This window comes from Rhizobium sp. CIAT894, assembly GCF_000172795.2.
In the GTDB taxonomy this organism is placed as follows: Bacteria; Pseudomonadota; Alphaproteobacteria; order Rhizobiales; family Rhizobiaceae; genus Rhizobium.
Genome location: NZ_CP020947.1, coordinates 324,601 through 344,243 on the forward strand (window position 1 = coordinate 324,601; position 19,643 = coordinate 344,243).

General features: G+C 62.5%; 18 protein-coding genes and 2 pseudogenes. 3 read left to right on the forward strand and 17 right to left on the reverse strand.

All coding sequences use genetic code 11. From position 1 onward, the window contains the following. Positions 1-116 precede the first annotated feature (116 nt). Positions 117-335 (reverse strand): annotated as a pseudogene (locus tag RHEC894_RS01610) (MBL fold metallo-hydrolase); the annotation flags it as partial. Between RHEC894_RS01610 and RHEC894_RS32225 the strand changes: the two are divergent. Next, positions 336-461: pseudogene (locus RHEC894_RS32225) on the forward strand (AraC family transcriptional regulator); the annotation flags it as partial. 124 nt (positions 462-585) lie between these two features. On the opposite strand, the gene rpiB reads toward RHEC894_RS32225, so the two are convergent. The 4 genes from rpiB to RHEC894_RS01630 form a co-directional block, all read right to left on the reverse strand. After that, positions 586-1,035 carry a ribose 5-phosphate isomerase B gene (rpiB, locus tag RHEC894_RS01615; RefSeq protein ID WP_010066244.1) on the reverse strand — a complete coding sequence of 150 codons (450 nt, stop codon included), beginning with the start codon at positions 1,033-1,035 and terminating at the stop codon, positions 586-588. 57 nt (positions 1,036-1,092) lie between these two features. Further along, positions 1,093-2,655 (reverse strand): glutamine-hydrolyzing GMP synthase, encoded by a 1,563-nt coding sequence (gene guaA / locus RHEC894_RS01620; RefSeq protein ID WP_085735748.1) that lies wholly within the window; start codon positions 2,653-2,655, stop codon positions 1,093-1,095. Positions 2,656-2,772: 117 nt separating this feature from the next. Continuing rightward, positions 2,773-3,411, reverse strand: a complete 639-nt coding sequence (locus RHEC894_RS01625) for a 5'-methylthioadenosine/S-adenosylhomocysteine nucleosidase (RefSeq protein WP_085735750.1) — start codon at positions 3,409-3,411, stop codon at positions 2,773-2,775. After that, positions 3,408-3,857 carry a PaaI family thioesterase gene (locus RHEC894_RS01630; protein WP_003544704.1) on the reverse strand — a complete coding sequence of 150 codons (450 nt, stop codon included), beginning with the start codon at positions 3,855-3,857 and terminating at the stop codon, positions 3,408-3,410. Before RHEC894_RS01630 ends, RHEC894_RS01625 begins: the two co-directional genes overlap by 4 nt. A gap of 347 nt (positions 3,858-4,204) precedes the next feature. Here RHEC894_RS01630 and RHEC894_RS01640 point away from each other — a divergent pair, with 347 nt between their 5' ends. Further along, positions 4,205-5,281 carry a DUF2252 family protein gene (locus RHEC894_RS01640; protein ID WP_085738816.1) on the forward strand — a complete coding sequence of 359 codons (1,077 nt, stop codon included), beginning with the start codon at positions 4,205-4,207 and terminating at the stop codon, positions 5,279-5,281. On the opposite strand, the gene RHEC894_RS01645 is transcribed toward RHEC894_RS01640, so the two are convergent. From RHEC894_RS01645 to RHEC894_RS01685, 9 genes are all read right to left on the reverse strand, one after another. Beyond that, positions 5,278-6,360 (reverse strand): DUF1513 domain-containing protein, encoded by a 1,083-nt coding sequence (locus RHEC894_RS01645; RefSeq protein WP_085735753.1) that lies wholly within the window; start codon positions 6,358-6,360, stop codon positions 5,278-5,280. The genes RHEC894_RS01640 and RHEC894_RS01645 overlap by 4 nt on opposite strands. A gap of 4 nt (positions 6,361-6,364) precedes the next feature. Beyond that, entirely contained in the window at positions 6,365-7,465 is a 1,101-nt protein-coding gene (locus RHEC894_RS01650; RefSeq protein ID WP_010067680.1) for an imelysin family protein, read from the reverse strand. Then, the gene (locus tag RHEC894_RS01655; protein ID WP_206427892.1) at positions 7,465-9,204 is read right to left on the reverse strand and encodes a di-heme oxidoredictase family protein; all 1,740 of its coding nucleotides are present in this window, start codon (positions 9,202-9,204) and stop codon (positions 7,465-7,467) included. Before RHEC894_RS01655 ends, RHEC894_RS01650 begins: the two co-directional genes overlap by 1 nt. 46 nt (positions 9,205-9,250) lie before the next feature. Then, entirely contained in the window at positions 9,251-10,528 is a 1,278-nt protein-coding gene (locus tag RHEC894_RS01660) for an imelysin family protein (RefSeq protein WP_085735756.1), read from the reverse strand. Between the two features lie 329 nt (positions 10,529-10,857). Beyond that, the gene (locus RHEC894_RS01665; protein WP_085735757.1) at positions 10,858-12,147 is read right to left on the reverse strand and encodes an RsmB/NOP family class I SAM-dependent RNA methyltransferase; all 1,290 of its coding nucleotides are present in this window, start codon (positions 12,145-12,147) and stop codon (positions 10,858-10,860) included. Positions 12,148-12,298: 151 nt separating this feature from the next. Then, positions 12,299-12,661, reverse strand: a complete 363-nt coding sequence (locus RHEC894_RS01670; protein WP_085735759.1) for a septal ring lytic transglycosylase RlpA family protein — start codon at positions 12,659-12,661, stop codon at positions 12,299-12,301. A 408-nt stretch (positions 12,662-13,069) separates the two neighbouring features. Beyond that, positions 13,070-13,939, reverse strand: coding sequence for an SDR family oxidoreductase (locus RHEC894_RS01675; protein ID WP_085735761.1), 870 nt, complete (start codon positions 13,937-13,939; stop codon positions 13,070-13,072). Beyond that, positions 13,939-15,099 (reverse strand): tRNA epoxyqueuosine(34) reductase QueG, encoded by a 1,161-nt coding sequence (queG, locus tag RHEC894_RS01680; RefSeq protein ID WP_010067596.1) that lies wholly within the window; start codon positions 15,097-15,099, stop codon positions 13,939-13,941. The genes RHEC894_RS01675 and queG overlap by 1 nt, the downstream gene beginning before the upstream one ends. 12 nt (positions 15,100-15,111) lie before the next feature. Then, positions 15,112-15,804 (reverse strand): glutathione S-transferase family protein, encoded by a 693-nt coding sequence (locus tag RHEC894_RS01685; protein WP_085735762.1) that lies wholly within the window; start codon positions 15,802-15,804, stop codon positions 15,112-15,114. Positions 15,805-16,034: 230 nt separating this feature from the next. Between RHEC894_RS01685 and RHEC894_RS01690 the strand changes: the two genes are divergently transcribed. Next, the gene (locus RHEC894_RS01690) at positions 16,035-16,832 is read left to right on the forward strand and encodes an undecaprenyl-diphosphate phosphatase (RefSeq protein WP_085735764.1); all 798 of its coding nucleotides are present in this window, start codon (positions 16,035-16,037) and stop codon (positions 16,830-16,832) included. A 694-nt stretch (positions 16,833-17,526) separates the two neighbouring features. Here RHEC894_RS01690 and RHEC894_RS01695 read toward each other — a convergent pair. From RHEC894_RS01695 to pyrF, 3 genes are all read right to left on the reverse strand, one after another. Continuing rightward, complete coding sequence (locus RHEC894_RS01695) at positions 17,527-18,507, reverse strand: complex I NDUFA9 subunit family protein (RefSeq protein ID WP_085735765.1); 981 nt, start codon at positions 18,505-18,507, stop codon at positions 17,527-17,529. Between the two features lie 110 nt (positions 18,508-18,617). Next, a complete protein-coding gene (locus tag RHEC894_RS01700) occupies positions 18,618-18,905 on the reverse strand; it encodes a DUF1330 domain-containing protein (protein WP_085735767.1) in 288 nt (95 codons plus the stop codon). 26 nt (positions 18,906-18,931) lie between these two features. Beyond that, positions 18,932-19,639 carry an orotidine-5'-phosphate decarboxylase gene (gene pyrF / locus RHEC894_RS01705; protein ID WP_010066751.1) on the reverse strand — a complete coding sequence of 236 codons (708 nt, stop codon included), beginning with the start codon at positions 19,637-19,639 and terminating at the stop codon, positions 18,932-18,934. Between the last annotated feature and the right edge of the window lie 4 nt (positions 19,640-19,643).

The following is a 19,643-nucleotide window of genomic DNA, read 5'->3' on the forward strand; positions in this document are numbered from 1 at the left end:
TCAACTGATTTTAAATTGTAATTGGTTTTGAGCTGGGCGCGAATACCTGCCGAACGGATAGCCGCAGGCGTTTCGTTAAGTATCGATCCGCTTGCATCAGCGGATGCACCGGCAACTCAGCCCCACTTCATTTCGCCTTTGGCGACCTTCGAGCCGATATCGAGGGCGATACCCATGCCGAGGCCGGGGAAACGGGCTTCCATGGCCGCTTTCAGCGCGGCGGCGTCCGGGGCCTTGGCCGGCTCTTCCTCGAAGGCGAGGAGATAGACCTTGGTGTGGGCGACGCCGGAGAGGTCGGTCGCCGCCTCGGGCGCGAGGTGCCCGGGCACCACGACGTCTATCGCGACTGGCTTCCGGCGAGCGGCGAGGAAGCACGCGATTTCCCGATCTATTGCCAGCGGCTGAGCTTCTTCCCGGAGGTGCCGGAACATGAGGCGGTGGCCGACTGTTTCTGCCGCTGAAATAGCGCACGTTGACGGTGGCTTGTCCTCTCTGAGCTGGAAGTGGGCAGGCTCTTGTCCACTCCAGACCGGCCAGGAACTTGGCTCCTGAAACCATCTTCTCCCGACGAAGAAGAAAGCGGCGCTAGCTTTCCAGCGCCTCGATCATCTCCACCCGCGTCGCATGCCGGCCGCCCTCGAACTGGGCGGACAGGAACGCATCGACGATATCGAGCGCCAGACCTTGGCCCACCACGCGCACGCCGATCGACAGCATATTGGCGTCGTTGTGCTGGCGGATCATGCGGGCTGAGAATGTGTCGCTGCAGACCCCGCAGCGGATGCCCTTGACCTTGTTCGCTGCCATCATGATGCCCTGGCCGGTGCCGCACAGGATGATACCGAACCGGCAATCGCCGGAGGCGACGAGCCGCGCTGCCGCTTCGCCGTTCTTGGGATAGGGTGTGCTCTCCGCCGTCATCGGTCCGATGTCGACGACGGTCCAGCCACGCGCCGCGATATGGGCGGCAATGGCCTGTCGGAGCTCAACGGCGGCGTGGTCGCTGGAGAGGACGATGCGGTTGCTGGCAGTCATGAAGAAGTCGTCCCGTTTCCCGAAGAAATTTGGCGGAGGAGGGGATCAACTCACCCCTCACTCCCACTCGATCGTACCTGGCGGCTTCGACGTGACGTCGTAAACCACCCGGTTGATGCCGCGCACCTCGTTGATGATGCGGGTTGCGGCGCGGCCGAGGAATTCCATGTCGTAGTGATAGAAATCCGCCGTCATGCCGTCGACCGAGGTGACGGCGCGCAGCGCGCAGACGAATTCATAGGTGCGTCCGTCGCCCATGACGCCGACGGTCTGCACGGGCAGCAGCACGGCGAAGGCCTGCCAGATGGCGTCGTAAAGGCCGGCCTTGCGGATTTCGTCGAGATAGATCGCATCGGCTTCACGCAGGATCTCGAGCTTTTCGCGGGTGATGCCGCCGGGGCAGCGGATCGCAAGGCCCGGACCCGGGAAGGGATGGCGGCCGATGAAGCTGTCGGGCAGGCCGAGTTCGCGGCCGAGCGCGCGCACCTCGTCCTTGAAGAGTTCGCGCAGCGGCTCGACGAGCTGCATCTTCATGCGCTCCGGCAGGCCGCCGACATTGTGGTGCGATTTGATCGTCACCGACGGGCCGCCGGTGAAGGAAACGCTTTCGATCACGTCGGGATAGAGCGTGCCCTGGCCGAGGAAATCGGCGCCGCCGAGTTTCTTCGCCTCGTCCTCGAAGGTTTCGATGAACAGCCGGCCGATGATCTTGCGCTTGGTTTCCGGGTCGGAAACGCCTTCGAGCTCGCCGATGAAACGGTCGGAGGCGTCGACATGCAGCAGATGCAGATTGTAGTGCTCGCGGAACATGGCAACGACGTTGGCCGCCTCGTCCTTGCGCATCAGCCCGTGGTCGACGAGGATGCAGGTCAGCTGATCGCCGACCGCCTCGTGGATCAGCAGTGCTGCGACCGAACTGTCGACGCCGCCCGAAAGCGCGCAGATGACGCGCTTGTCGCCCACCTGCTTGCGGATCTCGTCGACCACCTTCTGGCGGTAGGCCGACATGGACCAGTCGCCCTTGATGCCGGCGACGTTGTGAATGAAGTTGCCGATCAGCTTGGCGCCGTCGGGCGTATGCACGACTTCCGGGTGGAACTGCACGCCGTAATATTTGCGCGTCTCGTCGGCGATGAAGGCGTAGGGCGCGTTGGAAGAGGTGGCGACCACCTCGAAACCTTCGGGCAGCGCCGTGACGCGGTCGCCATGGCTCATCCAGACCTGGTGGCGCGAGCCGGAGGACCAGAGGCCCTCGAACAGCTGGCAGTCCTTGTCGACTTCGAGGAAGGCGCGGCCGAATTCGCGGTGATGGCCGCTTTCGACCTTGCCGCCGAGCTGCATGCACATCGTTTGCTGGCCGTAGCAGATGCCGAAGACCGGCAGGCCGCTGTCGAAGATGATTTGGGGCGCCCGCGGCGATCCCTCGTCCACCGTCGAAGCCGGGCTGCCGGACAGGATCACGGCTTTCGGCTGCAGGCGCTTGAAGCCCTCTTCGGCCGATTGAAAGGGAACGATTTCGCAATAGACGCCGGCCTCACGCACGCGCCGTGCGATGAGCTGGGTCACCTGGCTGCCGAAATCGACGATGAGAACGGAGTCGGGATGTGCTGTCTGGGTCATGGCGAGGCTTTAATGAAAAGCGCTTCGCCTGGCAATCCGGGAAATCGGCGGCGTCGGGTTTTTATTGTTCCGATTGTCCCTCGCGCGCCTGAAAGGACGTGCGGCGGCATCGAGGGTTCAGAACCAGAAAACCCCGTCCTCCAGCGCCGTGAACAGGCTGTCGACGCTGTAGGAGAGCTTGCGGTCGACGATGTGCAGATACTCGGTCCAGCCGGAAATATGCTGCAGCTCGACCGCGCCGTCGGAAATGCCGCGAAGGCCGATCAGCGGCAGCTTATAGCCCTGGCAGGCGCGCAGCACCGCAAAGGTCTCCATATCGACCATGTCGGCGTCGATATTGCTATAGGCCGCACCTGAGATGACGTTGCCGCCGGTGGAAAGGCTGGCTTCGGCAATGCCCGGAATGCGCAGCGGCAGCTCGATCACCGCCGGCAGGTCGAGGAAGGGTGTGCGGCCCTTTTCGAAGCCGAGCGGCGAGGCGTCCATGTCGCGGTAGGAAACCGAGGTCACCTGATAGATTTCCGTCTGCTCCAGCTTTGCCGAGCCGGCCGAGCCGAGGGAAACGACGAGATCGGGCAGATCGTCGGCCGCATCGAGACGCGCCAGCGTCTTAGTCAGCACAACAGCTGCCTCGACCGGGCCGACGCCGGTCATCAAGGGTTCGATGCGCGAACGCAGGAAGGGACCGTATTCGGCCTCGGCCGCCATGACGAAAAGGATGGATTTCCCTGCGACCGATTTCAGTTCGAACTTCATCCCGTAATTCCTTCCCTACCGCGGATCACCATCATAGTTCCGGTCATGGAGGCGATGAGTTTCGCCGGCCCGTCGCTGATCGCGTAGCCTCGCCCGTCGGCGACGATAATGGTGGAGCCGGGTTTGGTGATTTCCCCGCGAAACAGGAAACGATCGCCACGCCCCGGCGACATGAGATTGACCTTGAACTCGATCGTCAGGATCGAGGCTTCGGGGTCGATGACGCTGTAGGCCGCAAAACCGCAGGCCGAATCGAGCGCGGCGGAAATGATGCCCGCATGCAGGATGCCGTGCTGCTGTGTCAGTTTGACGTCGAAGGGGAGCTCGATCTCGACGACGCCGTGTTCGACACGTGTCAGTTCCGCGCCGATCGTCTCCATCGCCGCCTGCCGCGCAAAATTACGGCGGATTCGCGCGCGGAAATCGCCCCTGTCAGTCTCGCTCATGTCTGCCCCTCTTGCAGCGGCGAAAGTGGCATGGCGGGCCGGATTCGACAAGCTGCACATTGCCGAAATCGGTCTGGGCGGCGGCGGAAAGCGCGCGGCGTGTCGCCCAGGCCACCTTTCGACTTTCGATCGCTGTGCAAGCCGGTGCGAAGACGATTGCAGCTTCGCGCTCAGCGGGTATTCTCCGCGTTAAAGCGCATCGCGATCTTTCAGATTCGCTCCTCGCGCTTTAGGTCTTTGTTTTACGCATGTCGTTGCGGCAAAAGCGCTTCGCGCTTTGCCTGGCAAAACCGCTGCACACTTTTGCGCGACATGCTCTGGATCTTGAAACGACGGAGCGCCGGCGGATGACGACGATATCGCAATCGGTGCGGAATTTCGAGAGCTGGCTGGCCGGCGAACTCGATGGCGATCTCGTCGAGGACGATCTCCGCGAGAAGCACGAGAAGATGCGCAGCGACGATTTCGTCTTCCTGCGCGCCACCTATTGGCGCTGGTGCGAAATCATTCTCGATATCCGCCCGGAGCTCGCAGGCGCGCCCGAGGTGCTGGCGATCGGCGATACGCATCTGGAGAATTTCGGCACCTGGCGCGATGCCGAGGGCCGGCTCGTCTGGGGCGTCAATGATTTCGACGATGCGGCTGTCATGCCTTATGCGCTGGATCTCGTTCGCCTTGCGGCAAGCGCCATCCTGGCCCGGGGCGGCGACGGCCCCTCGGTCCGGATGATCGGCGAACTGATCCTCGGCGGCTATCGCCGGGGCCTTGAAAATCCGCTGCCTGTGATCCTCGAACGCGATCACAAATGGCTGCGCAAGGCGCTGATGCTGCCGAATTCCGAACGTCGGGAATTCTGGGAAAAATACGAGATGTTGACGCCGGGCAAGACCGAGGCGCCCGCCGCCTACACAAAGGCGCTCGCCGATGCACTGCCGCCCGGCTCAGGACCCTTCGTGGCCAAGCCACGCAGCGCCGGCACCGGCAGCCTTGGCCGGCCGCGTTTCGTCGCTTACGCCGAATGGCGGGGCGGCCCGGTGCTGCGCGAGGCGAAGGCGCTGCTGCCCTCGGCCTGGTCGCTTCGCCACAGGCCGCAGGACGTGGCGATCCACGCGGGCGAAATTGCCGGCGGGCGGGCGCGCTCAACCGATCCCCATTATGGCGTCTCCGGCCGTATTCTCGTGCGCCGGCTTTCGCCGAACAGCCGCAAGATCGAGATCGACAAGCACCCGGAGGTCCTGCTTTCGCCGACGATGCTCGATCTGATGGGCTTCGAGATCGCCAATTGCCATTCCGACGATGCGTCGGCGGCAGCCGCGATCCTGCAGGACTTGCAGGCCAGGGGACCTGAATGGCTGCATGAGGCGGCAAGGGCCGCCGCATCAAGCGTCAGTGCCGAGCAGAAGGCCTATGCGCGCGGCCGTTAAGTGATCCGCACGATGTGCTGGTCCCAGGCGACATCGCTGCGGGTGGAGAGGAAATCGCCGTCATAGGAGGAAACGGCAAAGCCGCTTCTTGCCGGCGCGATGCCCGCGGCATCCGGGATGGTCGTCTCGGCCAGCACCTTGCCCGACCTCGCATCGATGGTCACCGAGGCGCCGCCTTTCGGCGACGTTACGCCGACGCGGCCTTCGCTGCGGTTGACGGCGATTGCGCCGACGTAATTGGCAAGCCTGCGCGTCGTCTCTTCCGGCAGGTCGATGAAGGACAGATCCTCTCCCTTGGCGAAATGGCCGACAAGCGGCGGCAGGTCCTTGCGGTGGCCTTCGTACTGGCAGGCAAACCAGATGCGGCCCTTATCGTCGAGATCGACATGGCGGGTGGAGAGTTGGGCCCATTGCGCCGGCAGCATGTGTTTTTCGACCAGTGCCCCGGTCGCCGCATCGATCAGCGCCAGCGACGGCTGCATCGCCCCGAGATTGAGCTTGGTGCGGCCGAAATCCGGATGTGTCTCGATGCCGCCATTGGCGACGATCAAAAGGCGTCCGTCGTCGGAAACCGTCATGTCGTGCGGACCGATGCCGTAGGTTTCGAATTCGCCGATGCGGCTGAAGCGGTCGGTGGCGTCGTAGAGGCCGATCATGCCGCGATTGCCGTCGAAGTCGTTCTCGCTGGCGTAGAGCACGCGGCCGTCGGGGGAAAAGGCGCCATGGCCGTAGAAATGCCGGCCCTCCGCAGAACTGATGACGATCGGTTCGCGCTTATTGCGAGCATCGAAAATCATCGCATAGGTGCCGGGTCGGCGGGCGAAGGCGACGGTCATGCCGGTGATCGCACTGAAGGCCATGCCGTGCGCCCGGGCCGGAAGTGCCACCTGATCGACGACCTCGCCGCGCTCCGTCACGGTCGCAACCGCATAGGAGCCGTCGGCGGCACGAATGCCCGAAGCATAGACCGCATCGGCCTGCTCCAGGGCCAGAAGCGACTTTGGCGTCAAGGCCGCAAGGAAGCCGATCCCGGCCGCCTTGACGAAGCTGCGTCGATCGATTGCGGCACTTCGTATCATCGCTTCAGTCTCCATCCGAAAAGGAAAAGCCGGCCGAAAGACCGATCGCCGCGCCATATTCGTCGCTGATCCTGGTGATCAGGTCGCGGCTCTCGGCAAGCAGCGTATCGAGTTTGGCCTTCTCCGCATCGCTCACGGCGGCGTCGATGTCGGGGTTGAGCTTCGGCACGCTGTCGAGCAGCGATTTGAAGTCCTCGTCGATCGAGGCGGCGACGGCCTGTTTGTCCGGCGGCAGAAGCTCGGCCATGCCGGCCTTCTGCCAGAGCGTGCGCAGGCCGTCGATATTGGCGGCCATCGATTTCCAGGTATTCTTGGAACGCCAGTAGATTGCCATGCGCGGACGCGGCGCGGTGTCCTTGCCCTTGTAGAATTGTTCGAGCCGCTGGTCGCGGACATTTTCCGCACCGTGGACGAGAATGCCGAGCAGTGCCGTCACGGCTTCCTTGTTGTCCATGAAATCGTTGCTTTGCGGGCCGGGATGTTTCCAGCTCGCCTGCACGCCGTCGGGTTTTTCCCAGGCGGCGACGATCTCGCCGGCCTCCCGCTGAATATTGCCGGCGACCGCCTGGCCGTAGAGGCAGCGGAAACCGCCCTTCTGCTTGACGAGATCGTCGGAGCCATTGCCGTAAAGCACGTATTCCAGTGCCGTCAGGCCCTGCAAGGCGACGCTCTTGCCGGCAATCGCATCGACCGTCGCATCCTTCGGATCGGCCTTGGCGATCAGCGCCTGCACCTGTTTCAGGCCGACCCCCTTGCGGTCGGGATAAAACAGGATGTGCTCGAAGAGATTGTCCTGGATAACCGGTCCGGTCTGCACGATCTCGATGATCGACCAGTAGCGGATCGTATCGTCGAAGGCGGATTTCGCCTTGTCGAGCGACTGCTGCGTGCCGTCGGCGCAAAGGTCCTTCATTGCCGTCGTCAGCCGGGCGGACGATTGCTGCATGTTGCGATAGCCGGGGCGGATCACCTCGTCGACGGCGCGCTGCATGACGGCGGGAACGGCATCCTCGTTCAGCCCTGCCGGAGGAGCGGCGGTCTGGGCGGCGGCCGGTGTGGCGAGGCCGATCAGAGTGAGGCAGAGCAGGGGGTGCCAAAGGCGCATCAAAGTGACTCCAGGAATGTAATCAGGGCCGCCCTGTCATCTCTCGACAGGGAGGAGAAAGCGTTGCGGGCCTTTTCAGCTTCGCCGCCATGCCACAGGATCGCCTCGGTGAGATCCCGCGCACGGCCGTCATGCAGGAAAAAGCTGTGTCCGCTGACCGTCCGGGTCAGTCCTATACCCCATAGCGGTGGCGTGCGCCATTCACGTCCGCTTGCAAGGCCGACCTGTTGTCCGTCGGCAAGCCCGTCGCCCATATCGTGCAGGAGAAAATCGGAATAGGGCCAGATCAGCTGGAAGGACTGCGCCTTGTCTGATGTATCCCGGCGGGTGACGAATTTCGGCACATGGCAGGAAATGCAGCCGGTTTCGTAGAAGATCCGCTTGCCCCGCAGCGTCTCGGGGAAACTCGCTTTGCGGCGCGCGGGAACGGCAAGATTTTCGGAATAGAAGGTCACGAGGTCGAGAATAGACCCTGGTGCTTCCTCGTCGCCCAGGCGTTTCTGCACGCCGGTCGGCATATCGAGGCATTTCTTTTCCGCCTCGGTGCAATCGCCATGCGCATTCGGATGGTCGGGCGTGGAGATGCCGATATCATTGGCGAAGGCGTCGGCATTCTGGTCGCGCACCGTGGCGTTCTGCGCCTTCCAGCCGAAGCGGCCGAGCGCGATCTTTCCGCTGCGGTGGTCGCGCACGATCGCTGCCTTGCCTGATATGCCATCGCCATCGGCATCGTCGGGATCGGCATGGGCAAGGAGATCGGCCGCGGGGATCGCCTCGATCAGCCCGAGGCCGATCATCGCAGGGGCAACCCGCGCCGAAATCGTCGTCGCCGGATCGAGCGGCCCGTAGGCAAGGTTAGCCACCGCATAATGCGGGCGGCGCAGCGGCACGGTTTCGCCGTCGCCAAGTGTCACCGTCTCTTGGTCATAGCGGATCGTCATCCGGCCCTCGGCGGCAAGGCCAGGAACGGCAAGATCCTGCAGCTGGTGACCATAGACCGGATCGGGGAAATTGAGAATGTCAGCGCCCGCGATCGCCTTTTCTTCCTCGGGTGTTCTGGCTGCGCGGGAAAGCCGCAGGAACATCGAGACGGCGCTCGGGCCGCCTTCCGGCGGTTTGCCGCGGCCGTCATTGACATGACAGCTCATGCAGGAGCGGGCGTTGAACAGCGGCCCGAGGCCATCGGAGGCCTGCGTCGAGGAGGGAGCGGAAACCCAGAGCTTGCGGAACAGCGCATTGCCGAGCTTGAAATTCTGCTCTTCCTCGAAGGGGATGTTGGCCGAAATATGCGAGAAACTGTCGTCGGTGACCGGGTCGATCGAGGTCGTCGCACCCGCCTGCATCGCTTCATATTGTTCGGCCTTGGTAAAATCCTCGGTCGGCCGCGTCACATCGGCGACGCGTTTCAGATCGGCCTCGGAAAGGTCCGCGCGTGTCGTCGGGAGATCGAAACCGGCGGCAAGAGCCACAGGCGCTGCCGCAAGGGCCGCGAAAGTGGCAACGCGGAAGGATAGGTGGCGATGATGCCGTGCGGCAAGCTCTAGGGTGCCAGCACGCGCTTCCACTGCTTCTCCCTCATTCCCTTCCTCGGGCTTTGCCCGAGGGATGTCACAGGAATCCAGCGCGCCCAAGTCCTTGGGCGCAGAAGACTTCCCTTTGGCCGACTCATTCACGGCGCGGACGCGCCGTGGCTGGATTCCTGTGACGAGCACAGGAATGAGGGAAGTAACAAATCGCATTTCAGAGTCCGGGCCGCTCCGGCTGTCGAAGCGGCCCGCCTTTTGCTTATTTGAAGACGGCGTTAGGATTATCCAAGCTGTCGGAACCTTCAAGCTGAACCGTGCCGAGATCGAGTGCGGCAATAACGCGCTGTACCGATTTCGTCTGGTCGACCAGCCCGTCGATGGCGGCCTGGACGACGGCATTGCCTTCCTTGTTGCCCTCGCCGATCATCTGGTCGTACTTCTCGACCGTCTCGCCGCGCTTGGCCATGGCGTTCATGGCATCGAGCGTCTTGTTGAGCTTGCCTTCCATTTCGGCATCGAGCGCCTTGTCCTTGGCGGCGACGAGATCGTGCAGCGACGGACCGCTGAGCTTGGTGCCGTTGACGCGGGTATAGTTGCCGGTATAGGCGGCGGCGATGCCGATCGCGTCGTTGAGATGCGAGTTGTAGGTATTGTCGGAGAAGCAGTCATGCTCTTCTTCCGGATCGTGCAGCAGCAGGCCGAGCTTCATGCGCTCGCCGGCGAGCTCACCGTAGGAGAGCGAACCCATGCCCGTCAGGATCGCAACGAGGCCGGCCTTCGGATCGGCTTCGACGTTCTTCGTCGCAGCGCCGTCCGGCTTCCAGTTGTCGGTCATTTCCTGAAGGTCGGAGACGAGCAGGGTGGAGGCGGACTTCAGATATTCGGCGCGGCGGTCGCAATTGCCGTGCGTGCAATTCTTGAGATCGTAATCCGTTGCCGGGCGGTCGCCGGCGCCGGGTCCGGTGCCGTTCAGATCCTGGCCCCAGAGCAGGAATTCGATGGCGTGATAGCCGGTCGCCACATTGGCTTCGATGCCGCCGGCCTCAGCCAGCGTCCCGGAGAGGAATTCCGGCGTCAGCTTCGAAGCGTCGACATCCTTGCCGTCGATCTTGATCGTCTTGTTGGCGATGACATTGGCCACATAGAGCGCATTTTCGTCGCTCTCGGTGCCGTAGGAGGCATCGACATAATCGATCAGGCCTTCATCGAGCGGCCATGCGTTGACCTTGCCTTCCCAGTCGTCGACGATCGGATTGCCGAAGCGATAGACTTCCGTCTGCTGGTAGGGAACGCGGGCCTTGATCCAGGCGTCGCGGGCGGCTTTCAGCGTTGCATCGGTCGGGGCCTTCAGAAAGGCGTCGATGGCGGCGTCGAGCGCCTTGGCCGTCGTCAGCGAGTCCTCGTATTTCGCATGCGCCACGTCGGCATAGTGTTTGACCACGGCGGCGGCATCGGTCTCGGCATGGGCGGGCAGGGCGAGCAGGGCGGCGGGGGCAATCGCCAGCACGGCTGCGCGGAATTTGCGGTTGAGCTTCATAATCCTCTCCTGTGACGGGATTTTCCGTCGAGCGCATCGGCCCGAAATCGGAATCGATTTCGGAAAGCACGATGCGCCAATTCAAAAATGTTACAGCGTCCTTTGCGCGTCTGATAAGACGCGCGGCGCTGTAATCGGGCTCCGTCTCTTCGCGCAAAAGTAAACTGGTGTCAAACGCTCTAGTTTGGAATGGTTTTAAGGATGGATTGCCGCCGGCAAACCGGTTTCCTTTGATCGGCATCTGCATGAAAAACCGGCAGCAACCGACGCCGCGCAGCGTCATTGCGCCGCAGGTGTCTTCATTCATTGTTGGCTTTTGCCAGGCCGCGTCAGTCCTTGCGCTGCATGCGGCAGAAGAAGAAGCCGTCCGTATCGGTGGAAGCCGGCGTCAGCGTCACCGTCAGGCCGTCGGAAGAATGCGGGCGCGGGGCGTCTTTGCCGTACAGGCCGTCCCAGGCGGGCAGGGCGCTGACGATCTGGAAATCGGGATTGCCGGCGGTGAAGCGGCGCACCTGTTCCTCGTTTTCCTGAGGCAGTACCGAGCAGGTGACATAGATCAGCTCGCCGCCCGGTTTGACGAAACCGCTCGCCTGCGCCAGCGCGTCCTGCTGCTGGGCGGTGCGTTCGTCGAGGTTCTTTGCCGTCAGCCGCCATTTGGTGTCGGGGCGGCGGCGCCATGTGCCGGTGCCGGTGCAGGGCGCGTCGACCAGCACCTTGTCGCAGCGCCCGGCAAGGCCGGAGAGCGCTTTGGCGTCGTCATGCACCTGGACATTGCGCGTGCCCGCCCGCTTCAGCCGCTCGATGATCGGCGCCAGCCGCTTGCGGTCGGCGTCATAGGCGTGAACCTGTCCCTTGTTCTGCATGGCCGCGGCCATGGCGAGCGTCTTGCCGCCGCCACCGGCGCAATAATCGAGAACCTGTTCGCCGTCCCTCGCGAGCACCAGATCGGCGACGATCTGCGAACCCTCGTCCTGAACCTCAAACCAGCCTTTCTGGAACGAAAGCTCGGCTGTCACGTTGGGAAGACGCGAGGCGCCTTCGCCGGCGGCAATCCGGATGCCGTAGCGGGCGATCTTCGCCGCCTGCGCGCCTGACCTTTCGAGCGCCTTGACGGCCTTGTCGCGGGAGGATTTCAGGATATTGGCGCGCAGATCGAGTGTTGGGCGGGCGGCAAGCGCCTGTGCCTCGGCAAGCCAGCCGGCGCCGAAAGCCTGTTCGAAGGAGGATTGAACCCATTCGGGAATATCGCCGCGGATATGCGGCGGCGCATCGCCGAGCGAGCGGCTTTCGAAGGCCGAGAGGGCCTCGGCCGAAAGCGGCGCCGGCGCAAACTTGTCATCCGCCAGTTCGGCGGCAAGACTGTCTGGCGTAAAACCCCATTGGCGGAACATGACGGCATGGGCAATCGCTGTGGCGCTGTCGTCATCCATCAGCCAGGCATGGGAAAGCCGCATGCGCAGGGCGTCGTAGACGATGTTGCCGATGGCAGCACGATCGCCGGAGCCGGCGAAACGATGCGCAAGGCCCCAGTCCTTCAGCGCGTCGGCGACAGGCCGCTTGCGGGCATCGATGTCCGCGAGCACAGAAATCGCCCCTTCGAGGCGGCCGCCCAGACGCATTCACAAGTCTCCTGTTGCCATGCCTGCGAAGGATCCCGTCAGCCGCGACAGTCGCGGGATGGATTGTTCACAAGTCTCAACCGCGTGGTAACCGCGATTGGCGGCAAGAGCAAGCGCCGCTGACGGCGCAGCCGGTTGTTGGCTGTCAGCTTTAGCTGATCACTTGGTAGCAGACCTTCGCCGTGCCGGAGCTCACCATGCCGATATTCTGCGCGGCGGCGCGCGACAGATCCAGCACCCGGCCGCGGATGAACGGACCGCGATCGTTGATGCGAACGACGACGGTGCGGCCATTGTTGCGGTTGGTGACCTTCACCTTGGTGCCGAAAGCGAGCGAACGATGTGCGGCAGTCAAGACGGCAGGGTTCATACGTTCCCCGGAAGCAGTTTTGGAGTGAAGTGCGTACCACGAAGCACCGCCACAGCCATTTCCAGCAAAACTCTCCGCCGGAAGCAAGGAAGAGCAGGCTGCAATAGTTGCGGCAGCGATAATAGAACGGCTTATTTTCTTCAAAACAGAGTATCCCTCAACTATTGAACTCAACGCCCTTGCAGGCGGCGGGGCTTAAATCCGTCGAAAAATGGCGAAAAAGTGCCGCGTTCGATCACGGAATATTACAGTCTGTAATATTTGTGAGGCCATTGATAAAATATGAGAATTTGCCGCGTGCGGCAGAATGTGGAAAAAACGCAATGAAATCAGCTAAAATTCAAATGATTTTTCCGAAGAAGTTTTAAATTTCCCGGCCTTCACAAAAATCACGAAATATTTTTTCGGGCTTCGCCATATTTGCTGCCACATTTGCGCAAATTCAAAGGCCGTTAACCATGATATGCGGCGAGAATTGTTCTGCCAAACGCAGAAAGTAGGAATTTCCTACTCATTCCGGGTGATAACCCGGCCGCCTCAAGCGGGCCTTGTCTAACTGCGCCAGCGTCCGCCCTGCCACAATTGCGCAAGTGACATCGGGTAGTCGGGAAAGGAGAATTCGAAGCCGGCCGCCTTGAGTTTCGCATTCGAAACCCGTTTGTTCTCGCCGTAGAAGGAGCGCGCCATCGGCGTCAGCTCGGCTGTTTCGAAGGCCTGTTCCGGCGGCGGTTCGACACCCATCAGCCGTGCTGCCTCGACAATCACATCCTGCGGCGGCCCAGGCCGGTTGTCGGTGATGTTATAGAGGCCGCCGAGGCTGTGGTCGGACAGAAAGCGGGTCGCCGCGCCGATATCCTCGACCCGGATGCGGTTGAACACCTGGTCTTTCTTGATCAGCCGCCGCGCCGTGCCCTTTTCCAGATTGCAGAAGGCATTGCGGCCCGGCCCGTAAATCCCGGAAAGGCGGAGCACCGCTGCCGGCACGCCACGCTGCCTGCCCGTGGCCAGCCAGCCCGCTTCCGCCTCGAGCCGCTCCTTCGAGCGCGCGGACACGGGCACGCAGGGCGTTTCCTCGTCGATCCAGGCACCCTTGTGATCGCCATAGACGCCGACGGTGGAGAGGTAACCGATCCATTCGAGGCTGGGCAGCAGGCTTGCGCTGTCTTCGCCGAGCAGCCGCAGCAGCGGATCGGCCTTTCCGGGCGCGATCGACTGCACGAGATGAGTGACATCGGCCAAAGCCTGGATGAGCCCTTCGTCCAAGGTCTCGCCGTCGAAGAGATAGGCCTCGATGCCGGCTTGACCGAGCGCGTCCATCTTCTCCGCCGAGCGCGTGGTGCCGGAAATGCGTACGCCGTCGCCGGCGAAGGCCCTGGCGATCGCCGTGCCGGAATAACCGCAGCCAAAGATCATCACATGCATCAGCCCGCTCCTGCCATCAGCCATTCGTTCAACACGTCGCCATCGCTCTCATCAGCCCTTTGTGCGGCAAAGAGAGAGAATTCGCCAGCCTCCATCAGCCGCGAAAGCGCCCAGACCGCCATGGCACGCACCACCGGCGAGGCATCGCCGGCGAGCAGGCGGCATTGAGCAATCAGCGCCGTCTCGCCGGAATTGCCGGCAGCGATGAGCAGATTGCGGACGAAACGGTCGCGGCCGATCCGCTTTACCGGCGAGCCGCTGAAGAAGGCGCGAAAGGCAGCATCGTCAAGCGTCAGCAGAAAGGCGATCGACGGCTCCTTCAGGTCTTTCCGCGCCTGCAGCTTCATCTCGGAGGCCGCACTCGCGAACTTGTTCCAGGGACAGGCGGCAAGACAGTCGTCGCAGCCATAGATGCGGTTGCCGATCAGCACCCGCAGGTCGGGGTCGATCGGCCCCTTGTGTTCGATGGTGAGATAGGAAATGCAGCGCCGTGCGTCGATCTGGTAAGGCGCCGGAAAGGCGGCGGTCGGGCAGGCGTCGAGACAGGCGCGGCAGGAGCCGCAATGATCGGTCTCCTCGGCGTCGACGGCAAGATCGGCGGTCGTGAACATCGTACCGAGAAACAGCCAGGAACCATGCGTGCGGCTGACGAGGTTGGTGTGTTTGCCCTGCCAGCCCAAGCCGGCTGCCGCCGCCAGCGGCTTTTCCATGACGGGCGCGGTATCGACGAACACCTTCACGTCGGCGCCGGCCCGCGCCGCAAAACGCGTGGCGATCTCCTTCAGCCGGCCCTTGATGACGTCGTGATAATCGCGGTTGCGGGCATAGACGGAGATGGCCGCTTTGTCGGGCTTCTCAAGGATGCCGCGCGGATCTTCCTCGGGTGTATAATTGAGGCCGAAGACGACGACCGATTTCACCTCGCTCCAGAGTGTCCGGGGATCGCCGCGCCGGTCGCGCGTCTCCGCCATCCACTCCATCGTCCCGTGGCGCCCGGCATCGATGAACTCCCCGAGACGCTGCTTTGCTTGCGGGATCGCGTCCGGTCGCGTGATACGGCAGAGATCGAAGCCCTTGGCGGCAGATTCCGCCCGTACGAACTCGGTCAAATTGTCGCGGCGGCGACGCTCTTTGTCATCTCGTCTATCGGCTTCGGGCATGGAGAGCCCTCGTCAGAAATCCAGATCGGCATAATGCGAAACCGGTGTCAGGCCGCGCACCCGCTCGGTCAGCATCGGCCGGAAGGAGGGGCGCGATTTCAGCCGCTGATACCAGTCCTTGACGACGGGGGAGTCCGCCCACTCGATTTCGCCGAGATAATCGAGGATCGAAATCGAAGCGGCGGCGGCAAGATCGGCATAGCTCATCCGCTCGCCCGCCAGCCACTGGCGCGAGCCGGCAAGCCAGGTGAGATAGCGCATATGCTGGCGGATATTCGCGCGGGCCGTGCGCAAAATCTTCGAATCCGGCGCTCCGCCGCCCTGATCTGATGTCATCTGCAACTTGTAGACACGCTCGCGAGCGAGCGGCTTGGTCACGTCGTTTTCCATCTTCTGCATGAACCATTCGCTCAGCCGGCGGATTTCCGCGCGCTGGAAAGGGTCCTCGGCGAGCAGCCGCCGGTCGCGTTTCAGCACACCGTGCGTCTCGTCCAGATATTCGGAAATGACGGTTGCGCCGCAGAGCGCCCGCATGCTGTCGTCGACATAGACAGGCAGGGTGCCGGCCGGGTTGAGCGCCAGGAAATCCCGGCGCTTTTCCCATGTCTGCTCCTCGATCAGATCCGCCTGATAGCCGTATTCCGCCAGGATCAGCCGGACGAAGCGAGATGCGGATGACATGGGATGATGATAAAGCGTGGGCATCGATACTCGGGCTTTGTGATTGCTGTTACAGGACTGTGTGGCAGCTCGTTTATAGCGCCCTAGTCATGACTCATTGGTTGAAGCTATAGGAGCTTGGCCCCGCCAATACAAGCGAATCGGATTTTACGCCATCTGGCGATGGCGAACCACGGTCTGACGAACGAATGAAAGCGGCAGCCTGATCGGCCCAAGCGCTCAGGCCCGCCCGCACTTTAAACCGGAGACAATGTATGGATTATATCAATGCTGCAATTCTCGGCGTCATCGAGGGGATCACCGAATTTCTCCCGATCTCGAGCACCGGCCACCTGATCATTGCCGAGCAATGGCTCGGACACCGGTCGGACATGTTCAATATCGTCATCCAGGCCGGCGCCATCCTCGCCGTCACCATCATCTACTGGCGCCGCCTGTTGGATCTGGTGCTCGGCTGGCGCCAGCCGGAGAACCGCGATTATGCCGCCAAGCTGATCGTCGCCTTTCTCATCACCGCAATTCTGGGGCTCGTCGTCAAGAAGCTCGGTTTCGAACTTCCGGAGACGGCGACGCCGATCGCCTGGGCGCTGATCATCGGCGGTATCTGGATGATCTTTGCCGAATGGGCTGCGGCGCGCAAAGCTCCCCATAAAGAGATCACCTGGCTCGTCGCCATTCTGGTCGGTATCGCCCAGATCGTTGCCGGCATCTTCCCGGGAACGTCGCGCTCCGGCGCCACGATCTTCGTCGCCATGCTCGCCGGCACCGGCAACCGCGCAGCGGCGACGGAATTCGCCTTTCTCGTCGGCATTCCCACGATGTACGCCGCCAGCGGCTATGAACTGCTGAAGACGTTCAAGGACGGCGGAGCGGCAAATGAAGACTGGACGGCACTCGGCATCGCCTTCGTCGTGTCCACGATCGTCGCCTTCATCGCCGTCAAATGGTTGCTCGCCTATATCAGAAGCAACCGGTTCACGCTGTTTGCCGTCTACCGCATCATTCTCGGCGCCCTGCTGCTCGGCATGGCCGCAACCGGCTTGATCGCCTGAGGCATTCCCAACACATTGCATTCGCGCAGTGCCCAGGCGCGAATGCATTTTGTTTTACGCGATTCCGGACGACGGATCTCGCGAACAGACATGGGATCATCGGCAGGCGCCGATTTTTTAAGATCGCAATATCGAGAGGATAAACGCCAGCCAATTTTGAGGCCGGCACGACTGAGCGTTCATTTGGGAACGTCCTGCTTCCGACGTTCCGACCGCTGCTTGTCTTGATAACAATGCCGGCGCCAAGGCCGGCCTTTTCGTCAGTGGCTGATCGAAGCCGTCGAGCAAGGATCGACGCCGTAGGCCGGCGAGCAGTCGCCCTTGACCGCTGCGACAGAACCTGGAGCAACGAAAGAGCCTGCCAGGATAATTAGCGCCGCACACGCAAAAAGGAGCGCGATTGACTTGCCCATCGAGAAATGCCTTTCACAGTGATTGCCGCACGCGATCCCAAGCGTTGAGTCCGTTGGAAGGCGCGCGGGTTTGGTAGTCAGTGGAATGGCAAATAGCAATAAATGTTCCTGCTAAATTTGGTGTTAATTTCACAAATTTTTCGATGCGTCTTTTATGCAACTGCACTTCATATGGCCGGCACAACAACATTTCAAACTTGCGCCGACTTTGCTTGAGACGGCAAAGGAAAACGCCGCCCGCATCAGATGCGAACGGCGTTGTTTCGAAGGCGCAAAATTGGTCAGGCGGCCTTGCCGGTGCCCGTATACTGGCCGTGCGGGCGATAGTGCACGAGATAGGAGCCGAGTACCGATGCGGCCATGGTGGGCGTAATGCCGAGGCCCTTCAGCGTGCGGCCTTCCGCTTCGGCTGCCGCGGAGACAATGTTGTCGTGCTTCAGCAGCCGCACCTGGTCAGGCGTGATCGGCGGCGTGATGAAGGGGATCAACGAGGCGATGCTGCCGATCATCGAAGCGACGCCGAAGGGCAGGGAAACCAGCGGGTTCTTGCGGCTGGTCACCTTCAGCATCGCCTCGAGACATTCGCGGAAGCTCAGCACCTCGGGGCCGCCAAGCTCGTAGACCTTGCCGCCGGCGACCTTGCCGTCGACGGCGCGGGCGACGGCCTCGGCGACATCCTCGACATAGACGGGCTGGAATTTCGTCTTGCCGCCGCCGACCAGCGGCAGGATCGGCGACATGCGGGCCATGTCGGCAAACTTGTTGAAGAAACTGTCCTCCGGCCCGAAGACGATCGAGGGACGGAAGATCACCGCATCGGACTTGATGGAGTGGATGGCGGCTTCGGCGCGGCCCTTGGTGCGGCCGTAATCCGAAGCGGATTTGGCGTCGGCGCCGATCGCTGAAATATGGGTGAGGGTCGCGCCGGCGTTGCGCGCCGCTTCTGCGACCGCGCGGGCGCCGAATTCCTGCACGGCGTCGAAGGTGTTGCGGCCGGTCTCGTGCAGAATGCCGACGCAGTTGACGACATGGCTTGCACCGTCGACGGCGCGGTCGATCGAGCTGCGATAGCGCAGGTTTGCCTGCACGAAGGAGATCTGGCCGACATTCCCGAGCGGCTGCAGGAAGCCGGCGAGATCGGGACGGCGCACCGCGACGCGGATGTTATAGCCGCGTTTGGCCAGCGCCCGAACCACGTGCCTGCCGACGAAGCCGGACCCTCCGAACACGGTGACGAGCGGCGGCAGGTTGGCAAGGGTCATGGCAGGTTCCTCGAAAGGCTTTGGGAGATGCTTGATCGGCTCCGTCTTAACCGAATCCGGTCGCGACGGGAAGGCCTATCGCGCCGTCAGTTTTTGCCGATGCGAGCAGCTTAGATACCGTCGACGACGACCATTTCCGCATCAGCCGCTTCCTGGCGGATTTTCGCGGCGATCTGGTATTCCGGCGAATTGTAGCAGTCGACCGCATGCTGCATCGAGGGGAATTCGATCACGACGTTACGGGCGCGCGCCTTGCCTTCCAGTTCGGTGAAAGCGCCGCCGCGTGCGAGGAAATTCGCGCCGTATTTTTCGAAGGCGGGCTTGGCCGCCGCCACGTAATCCTTGTAGCGCTCGGCATCGCGAACGTCGACGCGGGCGATCCAGTATCCCTTGGCCATGATCTTCTCCCTTCTGCTTTAAGAATTCAGCGGTTGGCCGGCCAGAGCGCGCCCACCATTTCGTCGAGCACCGCGCGGGCGGCCTCTCTCGGATCGGGTGCTCTGACGATCGGCCGGGCAATGACGAGATGCGTCGCCCCCGCCTTCAGCGCTTGGAAAGGCGTCATCACCCGCTTCTGGTCGCCATGGTCGCTGCCGGTCGGGCGAATGCCGGGGGTGACGATCGCCATGTCGGGCCCGACGATTTCGCGCACCTCGGCCGCTTCCGCCGCCGAACAGACGATACCGCCCATGCCGGCGTCGCGCGCCTGGCCGGCGCGCCTGAGCACCAGGCTGTGCGGATCCTGGCTGTAGCCGGCATCGGCAAGGTCGTCGGCATCCATCGAGGTCAGCACCGTGACGCCGAGCAGGCAGAGGCCGGAGCCGGCCGCGGCCTCGACCGCCGCCCTCATCGCCTTGGGATAGGCGTGCAGCGTCAGCATCGACATGCCCATCTTGGCGATGTTTTCCACGCCTGACGCCACCGTGTTGTCGATGTCGAGCAGCTTCATGTCGAGAAAGATCTTCTTGCCGCTTGCGGCAAGGTCGCGGGCGAATTCCAGCCCGCCGGCGAAAACCAGCTGATAGCCGATCTTGTAGAAGAGAACGTCGTCGCCGAGCGTCGAAACCAGTTTTTCCGCCTCGCCGACCGTTGGAACATCCAGGCCGACGATCAACCGCTCGCGTGCGTCCATTTCA

Excerpts from the sequence above, each read along its gene's own strand:
- rpiB (WP_010066244.1), bottom strand. The coding sequence starts at position 1,035 with ATGACTGCCAGCAACCGCATCGTCCTCTCCAGCGACCACGCCGCCGTT.
- guaA (WP_085735748.1), bottom strand. The coding sequence starts at position 2,655 with ATGACCCAGACAGCACATCCCGACTCCGTTCTCATCGTCGATTTCGGC.
- RHEC894_RS01625 (WP_085735750.1), bottom strand. The coding sequence starts at position 3,411 with ATGAAGTTCGAACTGAAATCGGTCGCAGGGAAATCCATCCTTTTCGTC.
- RHEC894_RS01630 (WP_003544704.1), bottom strand. The coding sequence starts at position 3,857 with ATGAGCGAGACTGACAGGGGCGATTTCCGCGCGCGAATCCGCCGTAAT.
- RHEC894_RS01640 (WP_085738816.1), top strand. The coding sequence starts at position 4,205 with ATGACGACGATATCGCAATCGGTGCGGAATTTCGAGAGCTGGCTGGCC.
- RHEC894_RS01645 (WP_085735753.1), bottom strand. The coding sequence starts at position 6,360 with ATGATACGAAGTGCCGCAATCGATCGACGCAGCTTCGTCAAGGCGGCC.
- RHEC894_RS01650 (WP_010067680.1), bottom strand. The coding sequence starts at position 7,465 with ATGCGCCTTTGGCACCCCCTGCTCTGCCTCACTCTGATCGGCCTCGCC.
- RHEC894_RS01655 (WP_206427892.1), bottom strand. The coding sequence starts at position 9,204 with ATGCGATTTGTTACTTCCCTCATTCCTGTGCTCGTCACAGGAATCCAG.
- RHEC894_RS01660 (WP_085735756.1), bottom strand. The coding sequence starts at position 10,528 with ATGAAGCTCAACCGCAAATTCCGCGCAGCCGTGCTGGCGATTGCCCCC.
- RHEC894_RS01665 (WP_085735757.1), bottom strand. The coding sequence starts at position 12,147 with ATGCGTCTGGGCGGCCGCCTCGAAGGGGCGATTTCTGTGCTCGCGGAC.
- RHEC894_RS01675 (WP_085735761.1), bottom strand. The coding sequence starts at position 13,939 with ATGCATGTGATGATCTTTGGCTGCGGTTATTCCGGCACGGCGATCGCC.
- queG (WP_010067596.1), bottom strand. The coding sequence starts at position 15,099 with ATGCCCGAAGCCGATAGACGAGATGACAAAGAGCGTCGCCGCCGCGAC.
- RHEC894_RS01685 (WP_085735762.1), bottom strand. The coding sequence starts at position 15,804 with ATGCCCACGCTTTATCATCATCCCATGTCATCCGCATCTCGCTTCGTC.
- RHEC894_RS01690 (WP_085735764.1), top strand. The coding sequence starts at position 16,035 with ATGGATTATATCAATGCTGCAATTCTCGGCGTCATCGAGGGGATCACC.
- RHEC894_RS01695 (WP_085735765.1), bottom strand. The coding sequence starts at position 18,507 with ATGACCCTTGCCAACCTGCCGCCGCTCGTCACCGTGTTCGGAGGGTCC.
- RHEC894_RS01700 (WP_085735767.1), bottom strand. The coding sequence starts at position 18,905 with ATGGCCAAGGGATACTGGATCGCCCGCGTCGACGTTCGCGATGCCGAG.
- pyrF (WP_010066751.1), bottom strand. The coding sequence starts at position 19,639 with ATGGACGCACGCGAGCGGTTGATCGTCGGCCTGGATGTTCCAACGGTC.